Annotated in this window: 13 protein-coding genes; all 13 read right to left on the bottom strand. The window is 48.1% G+C overall.

Features of this window, described 5'->3' with window-relative positions; all coding sequences use genetic code 11:
- Positions 1 to 12: 12 nt before the first annotated feature.
- The 13 genes from NYE54_RS00895 to NYE54_RS00835 all read right to left on the bottom strand — a co-directional run bounded on the left by NYE54_RS00895 (position 13) and on the right by NYE54_RS00835 (position 14,703).
- Complete coding sequence (locus NYE54_RS00895; RefSeq protein WP_339269331.1) at positions 13 to 1,062, bottom strand: peptidylprolyl isomerase; 1,050 nt, start codon at positions 1,060 to 1,062, stop codon at positions 13 to 15.
- Positions 1,063 to 1,269: 207 nt separating this feature from the next.
- Positions 1,270 to 2,394 (bottom strand): glycoside hydrolase family 88 protein, encoded by a 1,125-nt coding sequence (locus NYE54_RS00890; protein WP_339273350.1) that lies wholly within the window; start codon positions 2,392 to 2,394, stop codon positions 1,270 to 1,272.
- Between the two features lie 30 nt (positions 2,395 to 2,424).
- Positions 2,425 to 4,290, bottom strand: a complete 1,866-nt coding sequence (locus tag NYE54_RS00885; protein WP_339269330.1) for a DUF2264 domain-containing protein — start codon at positions 4,288 to 4,290, stop codon at positions 2,425 to 2,427.
- 25 nt (positions 4,291 to 4,315) lie between these two features.
- Positions 4,316 to 5,920 (bottom strand): helix-turn-helix domain-containing protein, encoded by a 1,605-nt coding sequence (locus tag NYE54_RS00880; protein WP_339273348.1) that lies wholly within the window; start codon positions 5,918 to 5,920, stop codon positions 4,316 to 4,318.
- On the bottom strand, positions 5,889 to 7,706 hold the full coding sequence (locus NYE54_RS00875; protein WP_339273347.1) for a sensor histidine kinase: 1,818 nt from the start codon (positions 7,704 to 7,706) through the stop codon (positions 5,889 to 5,891). Before NYE54_RS00875 ends, NYE54_RS00880 begins: the two co-directional genes overlap by 32 nt.
- Positions 7,707 to 7,822: 116 nt before the next feature.
- Complete coding sequence (locus tag NYE54_RS00870) at positions 7,823 to 9,184, bottom strand: extracellular solute-binding protein (RefSeq protein ID WP_339269328.1); 1,362 nt, start codon at positions 9,182 to 9,184, stop codon at positions 7,823 to 7,825.
- A 130-nt stretch (positions 9,185 to 9,314) separates the two neighbouring features.
- The gene (locus NYE54_RS00865) at positions 9,315 to 10,136 is read right to left on the bottom strand and encodes a carbohydrate ABC transporter permease (RefSeq protein ID WP_339269326.1); all 822 of its coding nucleotides are present in this window, start codon (positions 10,134 to 10,136) and stop codon (positions 9,315 to 9,317) included.
- Between the two features lie 99 nt (positions 10,137 to 10,235).
- The gene (locus tag NYE54_RS00860; protein ID WP_076326148.1) at positions 10,236 to 11,144 is read right to left on the bottom strand and encodes a sugar ABC transporter permease; all 909 of its coding nucleotides are present in this window, start codon (positions 11,142 to 11,144) and stop codon (positions 10,236 to 10,238) included.
- A 227-nt stretch (positions 11,145 to 11,371) separates the two neighbouring features.
- A complete protein-coding gene (locus tag NYE54_RS00855) occupies positions 11,372 to 11,923 on the bottom strand; it encodes a GNAT family N-acetyltransferase (RefSeq protein ID WP_339269324.1) in 552 nt (183 codons plus the stop codon).
- Positions 11,924 to 11,966: 43 nt separating this feature from the next.
- Positions 11,967 to 12,461 carry a GNAT family N-acetyltransferase gene (locus NYE54_RS00850; RefSeq protein ID WP_339269322.1) on the bottom strand — a complete coding sequence of 165 codons (495 nt, stop codon included), beginning with the start codon at positions 12,459 to 12,461 and terminating at the stop codon, positions 11,967 to 11,969.
- 19 nt (positions 12,462 to 12,480) lie between these two features.
- Complete coding sequence (locus tag NYE54_RS00845; RefSeq protein WP_339269320.1) at positions 12,481 to 13,257, bottom strand: aminoglycoside 3'-phosphotransferase; 777 nt, start codon at positions 13,255 to 13,257, stop codon at positions 12,481 to 12,483.
- Positions 13,258 to 13,426: 169 nt separating this feature from the next.
- Entirely contained in the window at positions 13,427 to 13,765 is a 339-nt protein-coding gene (locus NYE54_RS00840) for a DUF2642 domain-containing protein (RefSeq protein ID WP_339269318.1), read from the bottom strand.
- Between the two features lie 119 nt (positions 13,766 to 13,884).
- Positions 13,885 to 14,703, bottom strand: coding sequence for a helix-turn-helix domain-containing protein (locus NYE54_RS00835; protein WP_339269317.1), 819 nt, complete (start codon positions 14,701 to 14,703; stop codon positions 13,885 to 13,887).
- Positions 14,704 to 14,854: the final 151 nt, after the last annotated feature.

The following is a 14,854-nucleotide window of genomic DNA, read 5'->3' as shown; positions in this document are numbered from 1 at the left end:
TGGTTATCAGAATTAGAACGAAATCGACCTCAGCACCTCCTCGTTGATCCGAATGTTAGCATTGTGTAACTTCTGACTTACCTGCTGTTCCAGCTGCTTCTGAATGTATAGTTGAACCAGGGAAGCTTTAACCTGCTCATACGGCGCATAGCCTTTATCCCTGGTATCGAGAAGCCTGAACATCATAGAGCCTTCCGCATCTTGTTGAATAGCGGTAAACTCACCCGGCTGAGTAGACGTCAGCACATCGTGTAGATAACGCGCTGCATCATCGTCTTTGGATTTGGTGTCTATATCCAGCGTGTCTTTCTGCACCTCAACGCCTGAGGGGCTCAACCTTGCGATAGCTTCCTCGACACTAAACTTCTCAGAGAGTACAAGCTCCTGAAGGGTATTTAGGGTACGGGAGGACTCCGTGCCTGAGGCCGTTACTTTTTCATAAACGAACGCATGCCCCAGATGAAAATATTCGGGTTTGACCTCTTCATAAAGGGCCTTCAGCTCCTTATCGCCAAGCGAATTCCTTGTTTGCTTAACCAACGTATCGATTAATCTTTGATAATTCATGCTCTGCGTATAGGAGTAAAACGAATCGGCACCATACTGCTGAGGACCATATATCGGCTGCCCTTCCCGAATTTTCTGTTGCCTGGTTTCATTCTCCGCTGCCAGATGCCTTAAGAAGGACGCATAGGATACATCCTGGATGATCCCGTGCTGCTTCATCAGGCTCTGTTCGGTTTTTATGCGTGTTACATCCTGCACCGTTTTTTGCCTGGCATAATCAAGCGGTGTTTCTCCCTTATAAGCAGAAGTCCAAAAGTCTTCATTATAATCGGCATTGTGTTTCTGCTTGAAGTAGCTAGTAGTCCATGCTTTATTTTGCCGTAAAAAAAATTGGAACTCCTGAACCGTAACGGGCTCATCATCAATGGTGAGAACGACTTCATCCGCTGAAGCCCGCATCTCCATGTTTAGGACAACGGCAATAATCGCGGTTCCCACAACAAGGCTAAACAATAGGAGTATTAACGTGCGGGCTATAGGCCTTTTCCCAAACATAATCTCCCTCCGTTCTTTTGTAAGCACTTACATTTTAGATCAACCTTATTATAGGAAAGTTAAAAAACAGATATAATGAACAAATTTGACGGATGCCACACGATTTTTACCTCTTTGATTCCGCTGCCTCGTCCCGTTCGTCAGATACACAAAAAACCTCTGCCAGCAGATCGCCGACAGAGGTCTATACCCGTTACATATCTCGCTTTAAGATTCGTACCAATAGCCTTTAATTCCTTGTTCAAGCCGGACCAGCGCCTCCAAATAAAAATAATCTCCCCAGATCATATAATCATCCGGTGCCCGGTCCCCCCTGACATGATAGGATCCGTGCTTCAACAGCCCCTCCGCATCGGGCAGGTCCATCGTTGAATAATGCTCCACCAATGCGCTCATGCTGCGGTTCAAGGCACTCTCGAACAGCATCCTGTCCGGATCACGGTCTTCCATAAGTTCCAAAAGTTCTAGCAATCCGCACGCTGCGACAGCCGATGCGGAGCTGTCGCGCGGTGTGCCCTCATCAATTGGCACATCGAAGTCCCAATAGACAACCCCATCCTCAGCCAAACGTTCGATAAAATATCGGGCAAGACGCTTGGCCGTATCCAAAAATGCCTCATGCTTCGTATATCTGTAAGCCAGTGCAAAACCGTATATCCCCCAAGCCTGACCCCGTGTCCAGGTCGATCCGTCTTGGTACCCTTGATGCGTACCGCCCCGAAGCGCATTTCCATTGTTAACGTCAAAATAGAACGTATGGTAGGAGGACCCGTCCCCACGCACCAGAAATTTCTGGCTCTGCAAGGCATGCTTCATGGCAACATCATAATACTTTGTTTCCCCTGTCTGCTCATGAGCCCAAAATAATAACGGGAGATTCAGCAGACAATCGATGATGATCCGTCCCCCGTTCTCCGGATCATTCGCTGCCCCCCATGCCTGTATGATTTCCATTTGGGGGCGCCACCGTGCCAGCAAGGTGTCCGCCGCCTGGAGTGCCGTCATACGAGCAGTTTCGCTCTCCGTTACACGCCACTGCGCTACCGCAGACAGTGAATATAGAAAGCCGATGTCATGATGATCCAATGCCACGTGCCGATCCAGCCGATCTTTGAAATTGGTCAAATAAGACTCGGCCGCCTCCTTATAGTAGGGATCGTGCCCATACTCGTATGCAAGCCACATCATCCCTACATAGAATCCTTCGATCCAGTCGTTATTATCGCCCCACTCGTATCGCTGGCCCTCGATAATGTGCGGCAATTTCCCCGGATGCTTCCTAATGTTTTGCTTGATTTTCTGAATGGCATCTTCAATTGCACCCTTCCACATGTTCATCCTCCTCTTGCTCCTGTTCTTGTGCTATATGTCCAAACGAAAAAGGACGCTTCCGTTCTCGGCATCCGTAACCACGATGTTTCCTTCGAGTGTGTACTCTACAATCGGAGGGAGGTCGTAGCGCCTCCGATTCTCCTCGCGGTTTGAAGCTCCGTATACGGCTGATATCAAAACATGTTCGCCCGGCTCCAGCTGGACGGTTAGCGTTGGAATCATTGTTCTTGGCTTAAGCAGGTTGGTATTGGCTTCCGGGTAAACCATGACCGCACCGCCGTATCCTTGCACATTGACGATTCCACTGATTCCGCCCGGCATCATCGCAGCCACCCGCTCAGGTTCCGCTTTGACCGCTTCGGTCTCGCTGAGGGCAAAATTCGTCATCCTTCCCACGGCAAATCCGCCCTCAGCCGCAGTCAGACAGCGGTTGGAACGAATATGGTGAATCCGTACATGCCACAGTCCGGCAGGAACCAGCCATGTCCGCACTTCGACATCATGCCAAGGAAGCCATCTGGAGTAAACATGCTGTTCTTCGATGCGGAACTCCTCGCAAAAGCGGCGTACACGATAATGCTCATCGCATTCGCTTAGAGCAAGCATCGAATCGTAAGCCCCCTGTCCGAGGCCATAATACCCTTTGGGAACACTGAAACCAAATCGCGTAGAATAGGCGAATTTTGCATATTTGGCTGCACTGTGCGCCATATCAAAGTTAGCCATCTGACCGGAAGCCAGGGCTGTTATATGTCCATCATCCTCCGGTTTGCAAATCAACATTCTGGCATGAGGCTGGGCTGACACTGATTTCAAGCTTGGCAGGGGTTCCTCTTCCACCATCCAGAACGGATGATCATCCGGCAAATCCAATATGAGAAATGACTTAAACGCCCAGTATGGTGATCCCGGCGCATTGTAGCTCTCCCCCATGATCAAATTGGGGTACGCGTATCCGATACTTAGCAAGCCATCTGACGTAAAGATAGGCTGGGCGAACCACCACCGCAAATGCCTCATAATGATTCCTTTGATTACGCCAAGGGAGAAGGGCTCCACGCCAGCGTATACGAGCGCGCACCAGAAGGAGACCTGCGCGAAGCGATAGGTTTGGCTTCGACCAAAGGGCAGACTGCTTCCATCCTCGGCGAACCAATAAATGAATTGCTCGGCAAACGTCTTCGCCCGCTCCCTATAAATCCGTGCACGCTCAGGATCATCCTGCTCCATCAGCTTCGCGTAGATCAGCGTATAGAAGTGCATCCCAAACGGAATATAATAATCCCGCTGATCTGTCTTGCCGTCCGAATACCATCCATCGCCTAAATAGTAAGTATCGATCATATCGAGATACTCATCCATAATGGCTTGATTGTAAGGCATGCCCACCTTCTTGAAGCCCATATTTACAAGCACCGTAAACATCAGCCAATTGTTCGGATTGGAATGATCCACGAGATTGATCTGATTGAGCCACCGGTACAACTGCTGCTTCTCCTGCTCCTGCAATGGCTCCCACAGCTTATGCGGAGCAAGCGCCAGTCCAAATCCGAATACCGCCTGCTCGACCATACGCTGATCCTGTGTCGTAAACTCTCCCCAATATTCGGCATGCTTCGGGTCCGTACCATTCACGATGCCTTTCAGATACAGGGGCCATAAATCCGATTCGCCGCCTCCACTGGCATGAGGAATTAATCCCCATAAGGGCCTGGCAAAAGCCTCCATAAGTGCAATGGCGTCACTATATAGGGCTGCTGTAGATCCAAGCGTTAGTCCAGCATATCCCGATGTGAATCGCTGCTTCAAAGGCTCCAGCGTGTCCAGGACGGCCTTCTGCAGATCAGCTTTGGTGCGAAGTGGAAGGCCTTGTAGCGATCCTTGTATCTGTTCCATGATCTCACTCTCCTCCTATCGATTATTAACTCCAAGACGTAAACTCGCTCGGCGTCATGCCTATTTCCCGTTTGAACAATTTGATAAAATAGCTCTTGTTGGCATAACCCAGATAGTCCGATATCTCCTCGACAGTCTTATTAGACTGTTGAAGCAGCTGCTTCGCCTTCTGGAGTTTGACCATATTGACATATTCGATAAAATTCTGGTTCGTTTCACGTTTAAACAAGCGGCTGAAATAGCTTGAGTTCAAATTTAAATAACCCGCCATCTCTTCAAGCGTCAATTTCTCGGTCACGTGCTGAATCACATATTTCTGTGCCTGGATGATCTCAGAACGCTTAGAGCGGATGGATAATACGCTTAATCTGCGGGAGAGCTCCGTCAGATATGCCATGATCCAGCTCCGCAGATGCTCCATGGAATGAATATCGTTGATCGCGTCATACAGCTTCTCTTCGGTTATGCTGTCCTGAACCTGTAATGTCACTTTCGTTTTCATCTGTAAATCCATGAGCAGCTGCAGCACCCATTCTTTCACATCTGCAGGAGGGAACCGGTTTGTCTCCACCCATGCCGCCCATTCCTTTACAATCTCCTCTACGTGCTCAGGCCGATTCAAGGCCAGCATGTCATTGATCCGCGAGAAGAATACGGCATACTCTCCATACATATCTCCGCTGGTGAAGGACGCCTTCTCGTACCGGCAGATGCTGGATTCCTCCAGATAGAAGCGATGGCTCCATTCCTTGAGCATGGGCATTAATATAAGCCGAAGCTCTTCAGGTGCTGCGGCTTCCCGTCCCAATAGGCAGGTAACTGATATTTTCAAATATTGTTTCATGGCCGTTATCGCCCGCTGCAGGGAATAGTAGAGTATCTGCTGTTCCTTAACAGGGTCCTCGCAACAGATGAAAACAACCAGTTCTTTGTTGCTGTAATGAAAAATAACGCTGCGGTGCATTGAATCGAGCACTTCCTGCAGCACATTTTCGACCGCGAATGCAATCGTATAATCGTTCATTTTGCGGGTCTTTGAAACTTCGGGCATGCGGTCGATAGAGACAACGAAAGGCAAGTAATATCTGGCCTGAAGGTCGACACCATTTAACCGGGCATGCTTAATCCATGCTTCCTTTGTCCAGGATAACTGGTACAGGGTATCCTTCAGCAATTGATCTTTTAGCGCGGACCGATTGAGCGATTCCTTCTGCATATACATCATCACTTCTGCCGCTTTGTGCTTCTCCTTGCTCAGATCAACGGCGATGTTATGCAGCAGCTGCTGCAGCTGCTCTACATCCAAACTCTCTTTTAGAATATAATCACTCACTTTCAGCTTCATAGCTTGTTGCGCATAATGGAACTCGTTATGACAGGATAAAATGACAGCTCGAAACAAGGGATTCACTGAGTTGAACTTTTCAAGCATCTCCAGGCCATTCATCTTGGGCATTCCGATATCCGTAATAATAATGTCAGGCTGCTTAAGCTGTGCATCCTCCCAAGCCTCCAAGCCGTTCGAGTAACAACCGATCAATTCAACACCCAGCTCTCTCCACGCAATGCTTTGTGACAAATAGCGTACAACAGGATAATCATCGTCCACCAGAATCGCTGTCAACACCATGCTCACCTCTCTCCACCTCGAATGGAAACTTTAACGTGATGTTTGTTCCAATGTCCTGCTCACTGTGAATCTCCAGTTGGGCGTTCGTTCCGTAGATCAGACGAAGGCGCTGAAATACATTCTTGACACCAATGCCGGAAAATCCCTTTTTGGCAGGTGCTGCTGCTCCCTGAACCGAGTCCACATTGGCACGCAGCTCTTGAAGCGCAGCCTCACTCATACCGATCCCGTTGTCACGGACCGTGATGCTGATGTCGTTAGCTCCTTTTTCAGTGATATGGACCGCCTCAATGAAGATGACCCCGGCAAACTGCTCATAGCCATGAATAATAGCGTTTTCAATTATTGGTTGAATCATGAAGCGCGGAACTAACGCTTGCTCGCAGCCTGCCTCGTAATTCACCTCTAGTCTCACCTGGTTGGCATGCCGGAAATTCATGAGCCGGATATAGTGATGAACCGTCTGCACCTCTTCATGAAGTGGAATAAATTCATTATCGCGGTTAATCGTCATTCGCAGCAGGGAAGACAAGGAAGCAATCAATTCGGCGTTCTCTTTATCCCCTTTGATCAGTATGTTAAGCCGGATGGAATTCAGAAGATTAAACATAAAGTGCGGGTTGATCTGAGCCTGCAGCATCTCCAGCTCGGCCTTTCGCTTCTTGGCCTGTTCCACGGTAATTTGCTCAATATTGGATTCGATCCTGTCCAGCATATGATCAATCGTCCGTGCAAGCTGAGTCACCTCATTGTTGCCGCGTATCCCCGAGCGGATATCCAGCTGTCCCCGGCCAATGCGGGTTATGAAGCCGCTCAGTTCCCTCATCGGCTTCGTAAAGGCCGAAATCAACACCATCAAAAGGATACAGAATAAGGTAAAGAAAAGCACCTGCAGCCCAAAACTGATTAATAAAATCTGTTTATACTTGGAGACGGCCGATGATAATGGGATTAAGCTGACCAGATTCCAAGTATTCGGGCGAATGGACTGCTCGGCGTATACATATTCCTGGCCGTCCATTTCAATCGTTCTTGCACGTTCATCCTGATTCCACCAGGTCATTCTGCTTCCGATTAGGGACGGATCGGAGTGAGAGATGACCACGCCCTCCTCATCCAACAGCATCATATCCTGGTCTGAATTAGAGCCGCTCTGAAGATGGTTGCGGATTTTACGTTCATTCACGCTGATGATGACATAACCGATGATGCTATTGGAGGAGGTTCTTATCGGTCGCCCGATCGTAACCAGATAAGAACCATCCTTATCGGCAGTATGAAAATAATTGTCCTGCAATCCCACCCAATAGGTTGAGAACGAGGGAATTTGGTTTAGCTCCGCAAACCACGGCTGCTTGTATAAAATGGCTGGATTAAAGTCGTTGTGAGAATAATTGGTATATGTAAAATCGTTCTTTCCAAGGATGGTGACATAATAATCATCATGCTGCCTAAAGAGCTCATCGAGCAGCCGGATCAAGCGGCTGTAGTTTACAAGGATCTCATTCTTGTATTCCTGCGTGCCCTGCTTCTGCCTGGACATAATTTGCTGTCTGATCTCCGAGTTCGTCAGCACCATGTTGGACAGCTCCAATGTTTGATCCAGAACGCTATTCACATCGGATTGAACCGCTTTTAGTGCATCCTCAGAGCTCACAATGGCCCTATCCAGCAGAAGATCCTTGGTTAAATAATTGGTAACCCAATATATTCCGCCCAGGGGGAGCAGAAAACATAACAGTGCTGACCAGATTAATTTTTTTCGCAATGAAAATTTGGGAATCATCACAGATGCAGTCCTCAAATCTTAATGAATTGGAATAGGGAAAACCTGAGTTTTCCCCTTAACCATCCTCGTATCCTGTTAATGCATTAGGCATATCACGTTCTTGCGAACTCAGCCTAATTTTTATTACTATTCACAACCTCGGTAATCTTCTGATCGATGCTGTCGATCGTTTTGTCCAGATCATGCTTATTCAGAATATACAGCTCTGCTTCTGGAATCACAACATTCTTTGCTTCCTCGGCATATTTTACAGGCACGGGAGCTGATCCTGGCACCGTGTTATTAATCGTATATTTCAGTGACTCCACATCGATCTTCGATGGATCTTTCGAGGAGCCTACAATTGTATCGATCAGCTTATCCGTATCCGACTTGGCCCAGCCGGAGAATACTCTTCCCCCGATTTCGAGACCTTCGGACGTATACCATCTGACGAATTGATAAGCGGCCTCCTTATTTTCGGATTTTGCTGCCACTGCCATATATGTCGGTTGTACCGGGGAGTAATGTTTGCTTTCCCCTTCCAGTTTAGGCAGAGGTGCAAATACGGTTTCGAAGGTAGCCGGAATGGCGTCCGTTCCCCCAGACTCCGCCACCATCCAATCGCCCATAGGGAGCATAGCAGCAAGCCCGTTGAAATATTGATTACGGTAAGCCAGCTTTTGCGAAATAATATCTTCGTACGGGTTCGCACTCTTATCCTCATACATCATTCGCTTCATCATTTCCAGATTAGCTTTCAGCAGTGGGTCCTTGGCATTGGATGTTCCATCGCCTTTAAGAAACGTATTATCAGACGGCTTGCTCATCAATTGCAGCTGGAAGTAATCCGGCCAATTGTGCAGGTAAGCGCCATATCGTTTCTCGACACCGTCCCCCTTGGTCAGCTTCTTCGCGTAACCCTCAAACTCTTTCCACGTCCAGTCCGTTGGGATCGGCAGACCCGCTTCCTCCAACATCGCTTTGTTCATAATGACGAACCAGCGCTGCATGGAGGATGGCAGTGCGTAAATTTTGCCGTTGACTCTGGTATCCACCAAGTATTCATCATCGTATTGGTAGCCATCTTGTTCTATGTAGCTCTCGAGCGGTTCAAAAAGTCCGATGTCTGCCCGCTGCGAATAATTCGTATAAGGAAGCTCGACGATATCCAACCGGTCATTTGAAGCGGCCATCAGGTCCAGTTTTTGCATGGATGCCAGCGAATCGCCCTTCTCGTTCAGGAGATCTAGCTCCACCTTGATGTTTGGATGCTTCTTCTCAAACTCGGGTATAATCTTGCTCCATTGCGCTTTTGCATCTGTCTGCCACGTGCTTAGTTTCAACACAATTTGATCAGGTGCTGCTTCCTTGCCTGCGTCCGCGCTGCCTTGAGCGGCCGAATCAGACGTCGTGCTGCCTCCACCTCCGCAAGCCGAAACAACAAGCGCAAAGGATAAGCTCAACAACATCGCCGATAATCTCTTGATTTTCATATTGACCCTCCTCGAAAGTAACTGCTTCCCGTTATTCATAGAAGTAAGTGCTTACAAAATCATCCTATCATGATCGATCTTTTAGCGTAGTTCCCTATTTTTACGGAAGCCAAACTATTTTGACTTTTTATCAGCCCTTGACTCCGCCAAGCGAAATGCCCTCGATAACCTGCTTCTGACCAATCGCAAAAATGATAAGCAGAGGCAATATGGCCGATACGGCGCCAGCCATCATGAGGGAATATACATCCCCGTATTGGTCCCCAAAGAGTCGGATGCCGAGCTGGATCGTAAACAGATCTTTGGACTTCAAGAAAATTAATGGATACTGATAGTCGTTCCATGTCCAGATGAACCGGAGAATCGCATAAGTAGCGACACCCGGACGGATAAGCGGAAGAGCAATCTGCCAGAAGGTTCGGAAGTGACCCGCCCCATCCATTTTGCCGGACTCGATATATTCATTGTTTACGCCCATGAAAAATTGTTTCAACATGAATGCCCCAATAATACTGAAGCTGTTCAACAGGATCAGACCCGCATGAGTATCAATCAGATTCATCCAATTGAACAATAAGAACTGCGGTACCAGCGAAGCCTGCGGCGGAACCATGTACAAAGCCAGAACAAGCACAAACATGGCATCTCTGCCGCGAAAACGCAGCTTGGAGAAGCCATAGGCTGCAAGTGCGCATACAAACACATTAATGACGGTCGTAGCGATCGTGATATAAATGGAGTTCCAATAATAACGTACGAACTGTCCGCTCCATACCGTCTGGTAGTTCTCTACGGCATTCCAATTTTTCGGAATCCATTCAATCGGAAATTTGAACACATCCATCTCCGGTTTAAAGGAGGTTGACAACATCCATACAAACGGAAGAATAAACAGAATACCGATGAAGGCCATAACGATCGTCCAAATCAATTTGGATATATTTAATTTCATGGGATACCTCTCCTCTCATGCCCGGCTAAATTCAATATTCGATATCGATTAAGCTTCATGTGCTGCTTCGTGATCAAAGGATGACTTTTTGAACAACCTCTAATAGTTGACCCACTTCTTCTGAGCTAGCATCTGTGCACCCGTGATCAGCAGACAGATCAGGAACAGGATCAAAGCCATACTGGAGGCATAACCTGTCTTCAGCTGATTGAAGGCTGTATCGTATAATTCATATACGATGACGGTTGTCGAATTAGCCGGTCCGCCCTGTGTTAGAACTTGGATCAGATCAAAAATCTTGAAGGTGCCGATGATCCCGGTCACTAATAAGAAAAAGGTGGTCGGCGATATGCACGGCAGCGTAATACTGCGGAATTTCACCCATGCATTCGCTCCATCAATCTCGGCAGCTTCATACAGGTCTCTTGGGATGGACTGTAATCCGGCAATATAGATGATGATGTTGTACCCTAATAGGATCCACACCTGAATCATCATCAGGGACGGCAGCGCAAAATCGATATCCGCAAGCCATTTCGGCGGATTATCTATACCCAGGGACATCAGCGACTTATTCACCGGGCCAAGAGATGGGTGGAATAGAACCTGCCACACCATGGCGACAGCAACAATGCTTGAAATATAGGGAAGAAAGTAAATAACCTTAAAGGCACCCTTAAGATAGACCTGCCGGTCAATCAGTACCGAAAGTACCAAGGCCAAAATCATGGTAACAGGAACGGTAATAATGAAGACCAGATTGTTAACCAAACTTTGCATAAAAGCACTGTCCTTGAATAGGGTGACGAAATTACTCAGTCCTGCAAATTTGATTGCACCCATCCCGGCTACGAAGTTCCAATTCGTGAAACTTAGCAGCAAAGACCCAATGACAGGGATTAATGTCAAAATAAACAGCCCAAGCATTAAAGGAGCAACAAATAAATATCCGGCAATTTGCTCCTTCGCTGCCATGCTAAGATGGGCAGATTTGTTTGTTCGTTTCATACGTCTCTCCTCCTGGGCATTTTTGCTTAGCACCACATTTCACTTGTATCTCTATTTGAGACCGATGCTGTTGAACGTAGAATCTGGATACCTCCATTGTAAAAAAGTCGCCTGCCGCTTATAAGAAAGAGAAATGTGCATTTTGGAACGAATTTTACTTTTTGCGCGTTTGCGCGGAACAAAAAAGGATGAGCCAGGCTGGCCCATCCCTCTATATCCAAATATATTTAATTACGCTCAGCCCGATACTCAATAATCCAGCAGTCCCGCAGTTCTCCTTCATGCTGTTCATGCTTCTCCAGCAGCCTGATCTTCCGAAAGCCGCACTTCTCGTAACAAGCAATCGCCCGTTCATTCCAAGCCTGCGGGTCCATCACGATCCGGTCAGCCTGCCTCTGAAACACGAGATACTCCACCATGGAAGTCACGAGCCTCGTACCGATGCCTCGATTCCAATAATCCGGCTCCCCGATAAATTGATCCGTGGCGAATGTTCTGCAGTCTGCATCACTCCCGTTATACCCATACTCGCCTAACGTCTCCTCATCCAAAAGATAAAACTGGATATACCCGATCGGTTTCCCCTCATACTCAATAATACAGCGGGTCTCATCATCATCGACATAGAAATGCTCCCGCACCCGCTCCACGTCATGAGGATTATCCCGTCCCTCATAATACTGCAGCACATCCGGATTCGACAACCAAGAAACTAAAGATAATTCATCTTTCTCCTCCAGCTCACGAACCGTAATCGGTCCAGCCCCGTACACCAGCATCGTGATCCCCCATCTTCATTATTAAATCACCAATTCTCGTGTTTCAGATTACATCCGCAACCATCGTGATAGATGTTCCGCTTACGCCTACCTCCTGAAATCCGAAACGCTCATATAATTTCATAGCGGCCGTGTTCTCGGGAGCGACGCTTAACGATACCTTCTGAATCCCCTGCTCCTTCATTCCTCTGAACAATTCCTTCATCAGGGCCGTTCCAAGCCCTTGCCTGCGGGATTCCGGCAGCAGCGCCATGCCCAGCTCGGGAATGTCATCACTCACATAACCGAACCCTTTGTTCTCTTCATCAAAATGACGGATCGTAATCGAGCCTATCGGCTTCCCTGTGGCATTCACGGCAATATAGCCTAAATCGCCCGCTCGCCCCCAGTCGTCCACGTATTTTTTCATGAACGGCTCTTCGAGTATGTCTCGGCTAAAAGGCTCCTCTCCCTCGGGCACATACAGAGACTCATACAGCATCTCCCGCAAAAAGGATTCATCCTCCCGGCCAGCGACTCGAATATGGTATAAATTCATGTGCATCTTCCTTCCCACCCTAGATACTATCCGTCAATGCGGTCCATAGCGCCAATCTCTCCCGATCAAAATCGTTGCGGCCGTAATGGTCGAGAAAAATATCCTGGTAGTCATCGCTTCCCAGGTTATATCGAAGCGTCCAAATTCCCCAATAGAGGTCGTAATGAAGGTCTCCGATCCCGCCATAACCCAGATCGATAAAACCTTCAAGCTGGAAATCTCTCATAATCAAATTCGGCAGACAATAATCGCCGTGGAGCAGCACATCATGATCAGCCGTTCCCTGCAGCTTCTCAAGGCATAATAGAGCCTGTTCTCTTCCGCCCGGAAACCCTTTGATATCTCCCATTTTGTTCATGATGCCTTCCTGATACTCCTGGACAAGTTCAGCTGTTCGATTCGGAAAGGGACAATCGGCAGCAGATATAGAATGGAGATAACGCAAACTCTCCCCGAACACGGCAGCCAGTCTCTTCGGATCTTCCAGATGTCCCCTGGACACCCCATCATCCCCTTGCAGGGCGACGGTCAGCAGGTAATCGTTATCGCCATGCTGCTCATAGGCCAGCACCTTGGGAGCCAGGCCTTTTCCGTGTAAATAATCCGACATCAACCCTTCTCTCTTAAGTTCATCTCGTTTCGTTATCTTCAAAAACATCGGTTGGTTCGCTCCCTCGATGTACAGGGTTTTAGCCTGTTCCGAGGAGCTGCTGTCATAGACGGCAGCTGTCTGGATATAGGGCTGCAAGCTAACAGGCAGCGTTTTTATGTCGAATGGAATGCGTACTTTTTTCATCGTTCCTCCATACCGACCCGTCCAATCGGTCGGTCTCAGTTCAATAGAATAAAGACGTCCCCATCGGAACGCCTTCGGATCTGTACTGTATGAATTGGCGATTTGCTGGCCTAATCCTTCCCTTCCAGCCGGTAATTTTTTATTTAAACTATTTTTGCCCACCTATTTATCAGAACGGAACTCCCTCGAAGTACACCACCTCGGCCAGACGAATGTGCAGTGCCTTATTATCCCCAACCGTCAATTGGAGATGGTCCACCGCAACTGCGGACAAAATCCCATCGACTTTCCCCGCGGTAGTCACGATGACTACCTTGGCTCCTTTATGCCGGAGCAGATGTTCAATAAATACCGGTTCAACCAACGTTGCGTAATGGGCTGGCTGCGGAATTGCCGAGGTACGAGGCGCGTAATACAGTGGTATCGGTTGGGGCGGGGGATAAGCATAGTAACCCGGTGCATAACCCGCAGGCGGCGCTGGATAACCAAAATGGTTATGGTTGTTCATGAAAAACCTCCCATGCCAATATTAATCTACACCCTTATGTATGTTTGGGAAGGGGCCGCTATGTTAACCATCCTCATATTTGTACGAAAAAGTTAGAAAGCAGCCTAACTCGCTTTCCTTTACGCCTTCTGTGCAATCAACTTACTCATCGCATGCCGGTGCGGTATACCTGACGAATTGCAATCAAAAATGACCTCCGGGCAGCTGTGAATCAACCAATCGTGATAATGCATCATAAGCTCCCCGGATTTCCAGTCGTAAGCGTACGGCTCATCCTCGGGAGGAGGCGTTATGAACGGCTTTTGTACGAACACATTCAGGCAATGAAATCCCCCTGCCGACGTGAATTTTTTATAATTAGTAAAGATCTCTTCACGATATTCGGGTCTGATATAATGCAGAACGCCGCTGGAATACAACACGTCAAACTCCGAGTCTAGACGGTAGTCCGAAATATCCGCCTTGAATACATTCACGTGTACTCCGATGTTATCAGCCAATCGCTTCGTTTTCTCGATCCCCGCATCCGATATGTCGAATGCTGTGACCTCATAGCCGTTACGGGCAAAAAACACGGCATCCTTCCCTTCCCCGCACCCGATATCCAGCAGCTTTACCCTTCTTGTGGGCGGGATCATTTCAAGCACCTGGTAACAGGCCGCGTTCGGCTCCGTGCCCCAATAGTACTCCGGTGTTTTGTACTCCTCTTCATATATGCTGATTGGCTTGCCCGCCCCAGAATAACCAAACAACTTATCGATGCTGACGTTCAGCAGCCGGGACAGCTCCGGAAGCAGCGCGATATCGGGCATGGTCTGTCCCGTTTCCCATTTGGATACCGCCTGGAAGGTAACGCCCAGTTTGTGAGCCAATCCCTCCTGGGTGAGCCCCCTTTCTTTGCGGTAACGATTAATATTTTTGGCTAACATGTCTCTCATATGGATCACGCTCCTATATAACTTCATTGTAGGGGCGTTGCGTAAGGCATACAATAACCTGGTTTTTGAATCCCGGAAGAATTCAACCGTCAGTTGAAATCATCCAAATCCAGGAATTCCGTGCCCAGGCATGTTACAATAAACCTGTTTT

The sequence above is a fragment of the Paenibacillus sp. FSL K6-1330 genome (assembly GCF_037976825.1).
Classification (GTDB): Bacteria; Bacillota; Bacilli; order Paenibacillales; family Paenibacillaceae; genus Paenibacillus_AQ.
The sequence above is the reverse complement of the archived record's forward strand: the minus strand, read 5'-3'. Positions and strand labels throughout refer to the sequence as shown.

Coding starts and splice junctions, on each gene's coding strand:
- NYE54_RS00895 (WP_339269331.1), bottom strand. CDS start 1,062: ATGTTTGGGAAAAGGCCTATAGCCCGCACGTTAATACTCCTATTGTTT.
- NYE54_RS00890 (WP_339273350.1), bottom strand. CDS start 2,394: ATGTGGAAGGGTGCAATTGAAGATGCCATTCAGAAAATCAAGCAAAAC.
- NYE54_RS00885 (WP_339269330.1), bottom strand. CDS start 4,290: ATGGAACAGATACAAGGATCGCTACAAGGCCTTCCACTTCGCACCAAA.
- NYE54_RS00880 (WP_339273348.1), bottom strand. CDS start 5,920: ATGGTGTTGACAGCGATTCTGGTGGACGATGATTATCCTGTTGTACGC.
- NYE54_RS00875 (WP_339273347.1), bottom strand. CDS start 7,706: ATGATTCCCAAATTTTCATTGCGAAAAAAATTAATCTGGTCAGCACTG.
- NYE54_RS00870 (WP_339269328.1), bottom strand. CDS start 9,184: ATGAAAATCAAGAGATTATCGGCGATGTTGTTGAGCTTATCCTTTGCG.
- NYE54_RS00865 (WP_339269326.1), bottom strand. CDS start 10,136: ATGAAATTAAATATATCCAAATTGATTTGGACGATCGTTATGGCCTTC.
- NYE54_RS00860 (WP_076326148.1), bottom strand. CDS start 11,144: ATGAAACGAACAAACAAATCTGCCCATCTTAGCATGGCAGCGAAGGAG.
- NYE54_RS00855 (WP_339269324.1), bottom strand. CDS start 11,923: ATGCTGGTGTACGGGGCTGGACCGATTACGGTTCGTGAGCTGGAGGAG.
- NYE54_RS00850 (WP_339269322.1), bottom strand. CDS start 12,461: ATGAATTTATACCATATTCGAGTCGCTGGCCGGGAGGATGAATCCTTT.
- NYE54_RS00845 (WP_339269320.1), bottom strand. CDS start 13,257: ATGAAAAAAGTACGCATTCCATTCGACATAAAAACGCTGCCTGTTAGC.
- NYE54_RS00840 (WP_339269318.1), bottom strand. CDS start 13,765: ATGAACAACCATAACCATTTTGGTTATCCAGCGCCGCCTGCGGGTTAT.
- NYE54_RS00835 (WP_339269317.1), bottom strand. CDS start 14,703: ATGAGAGACATGTTAGCCAAAAATATTAATCGTTACCGCAAAGAAAGG.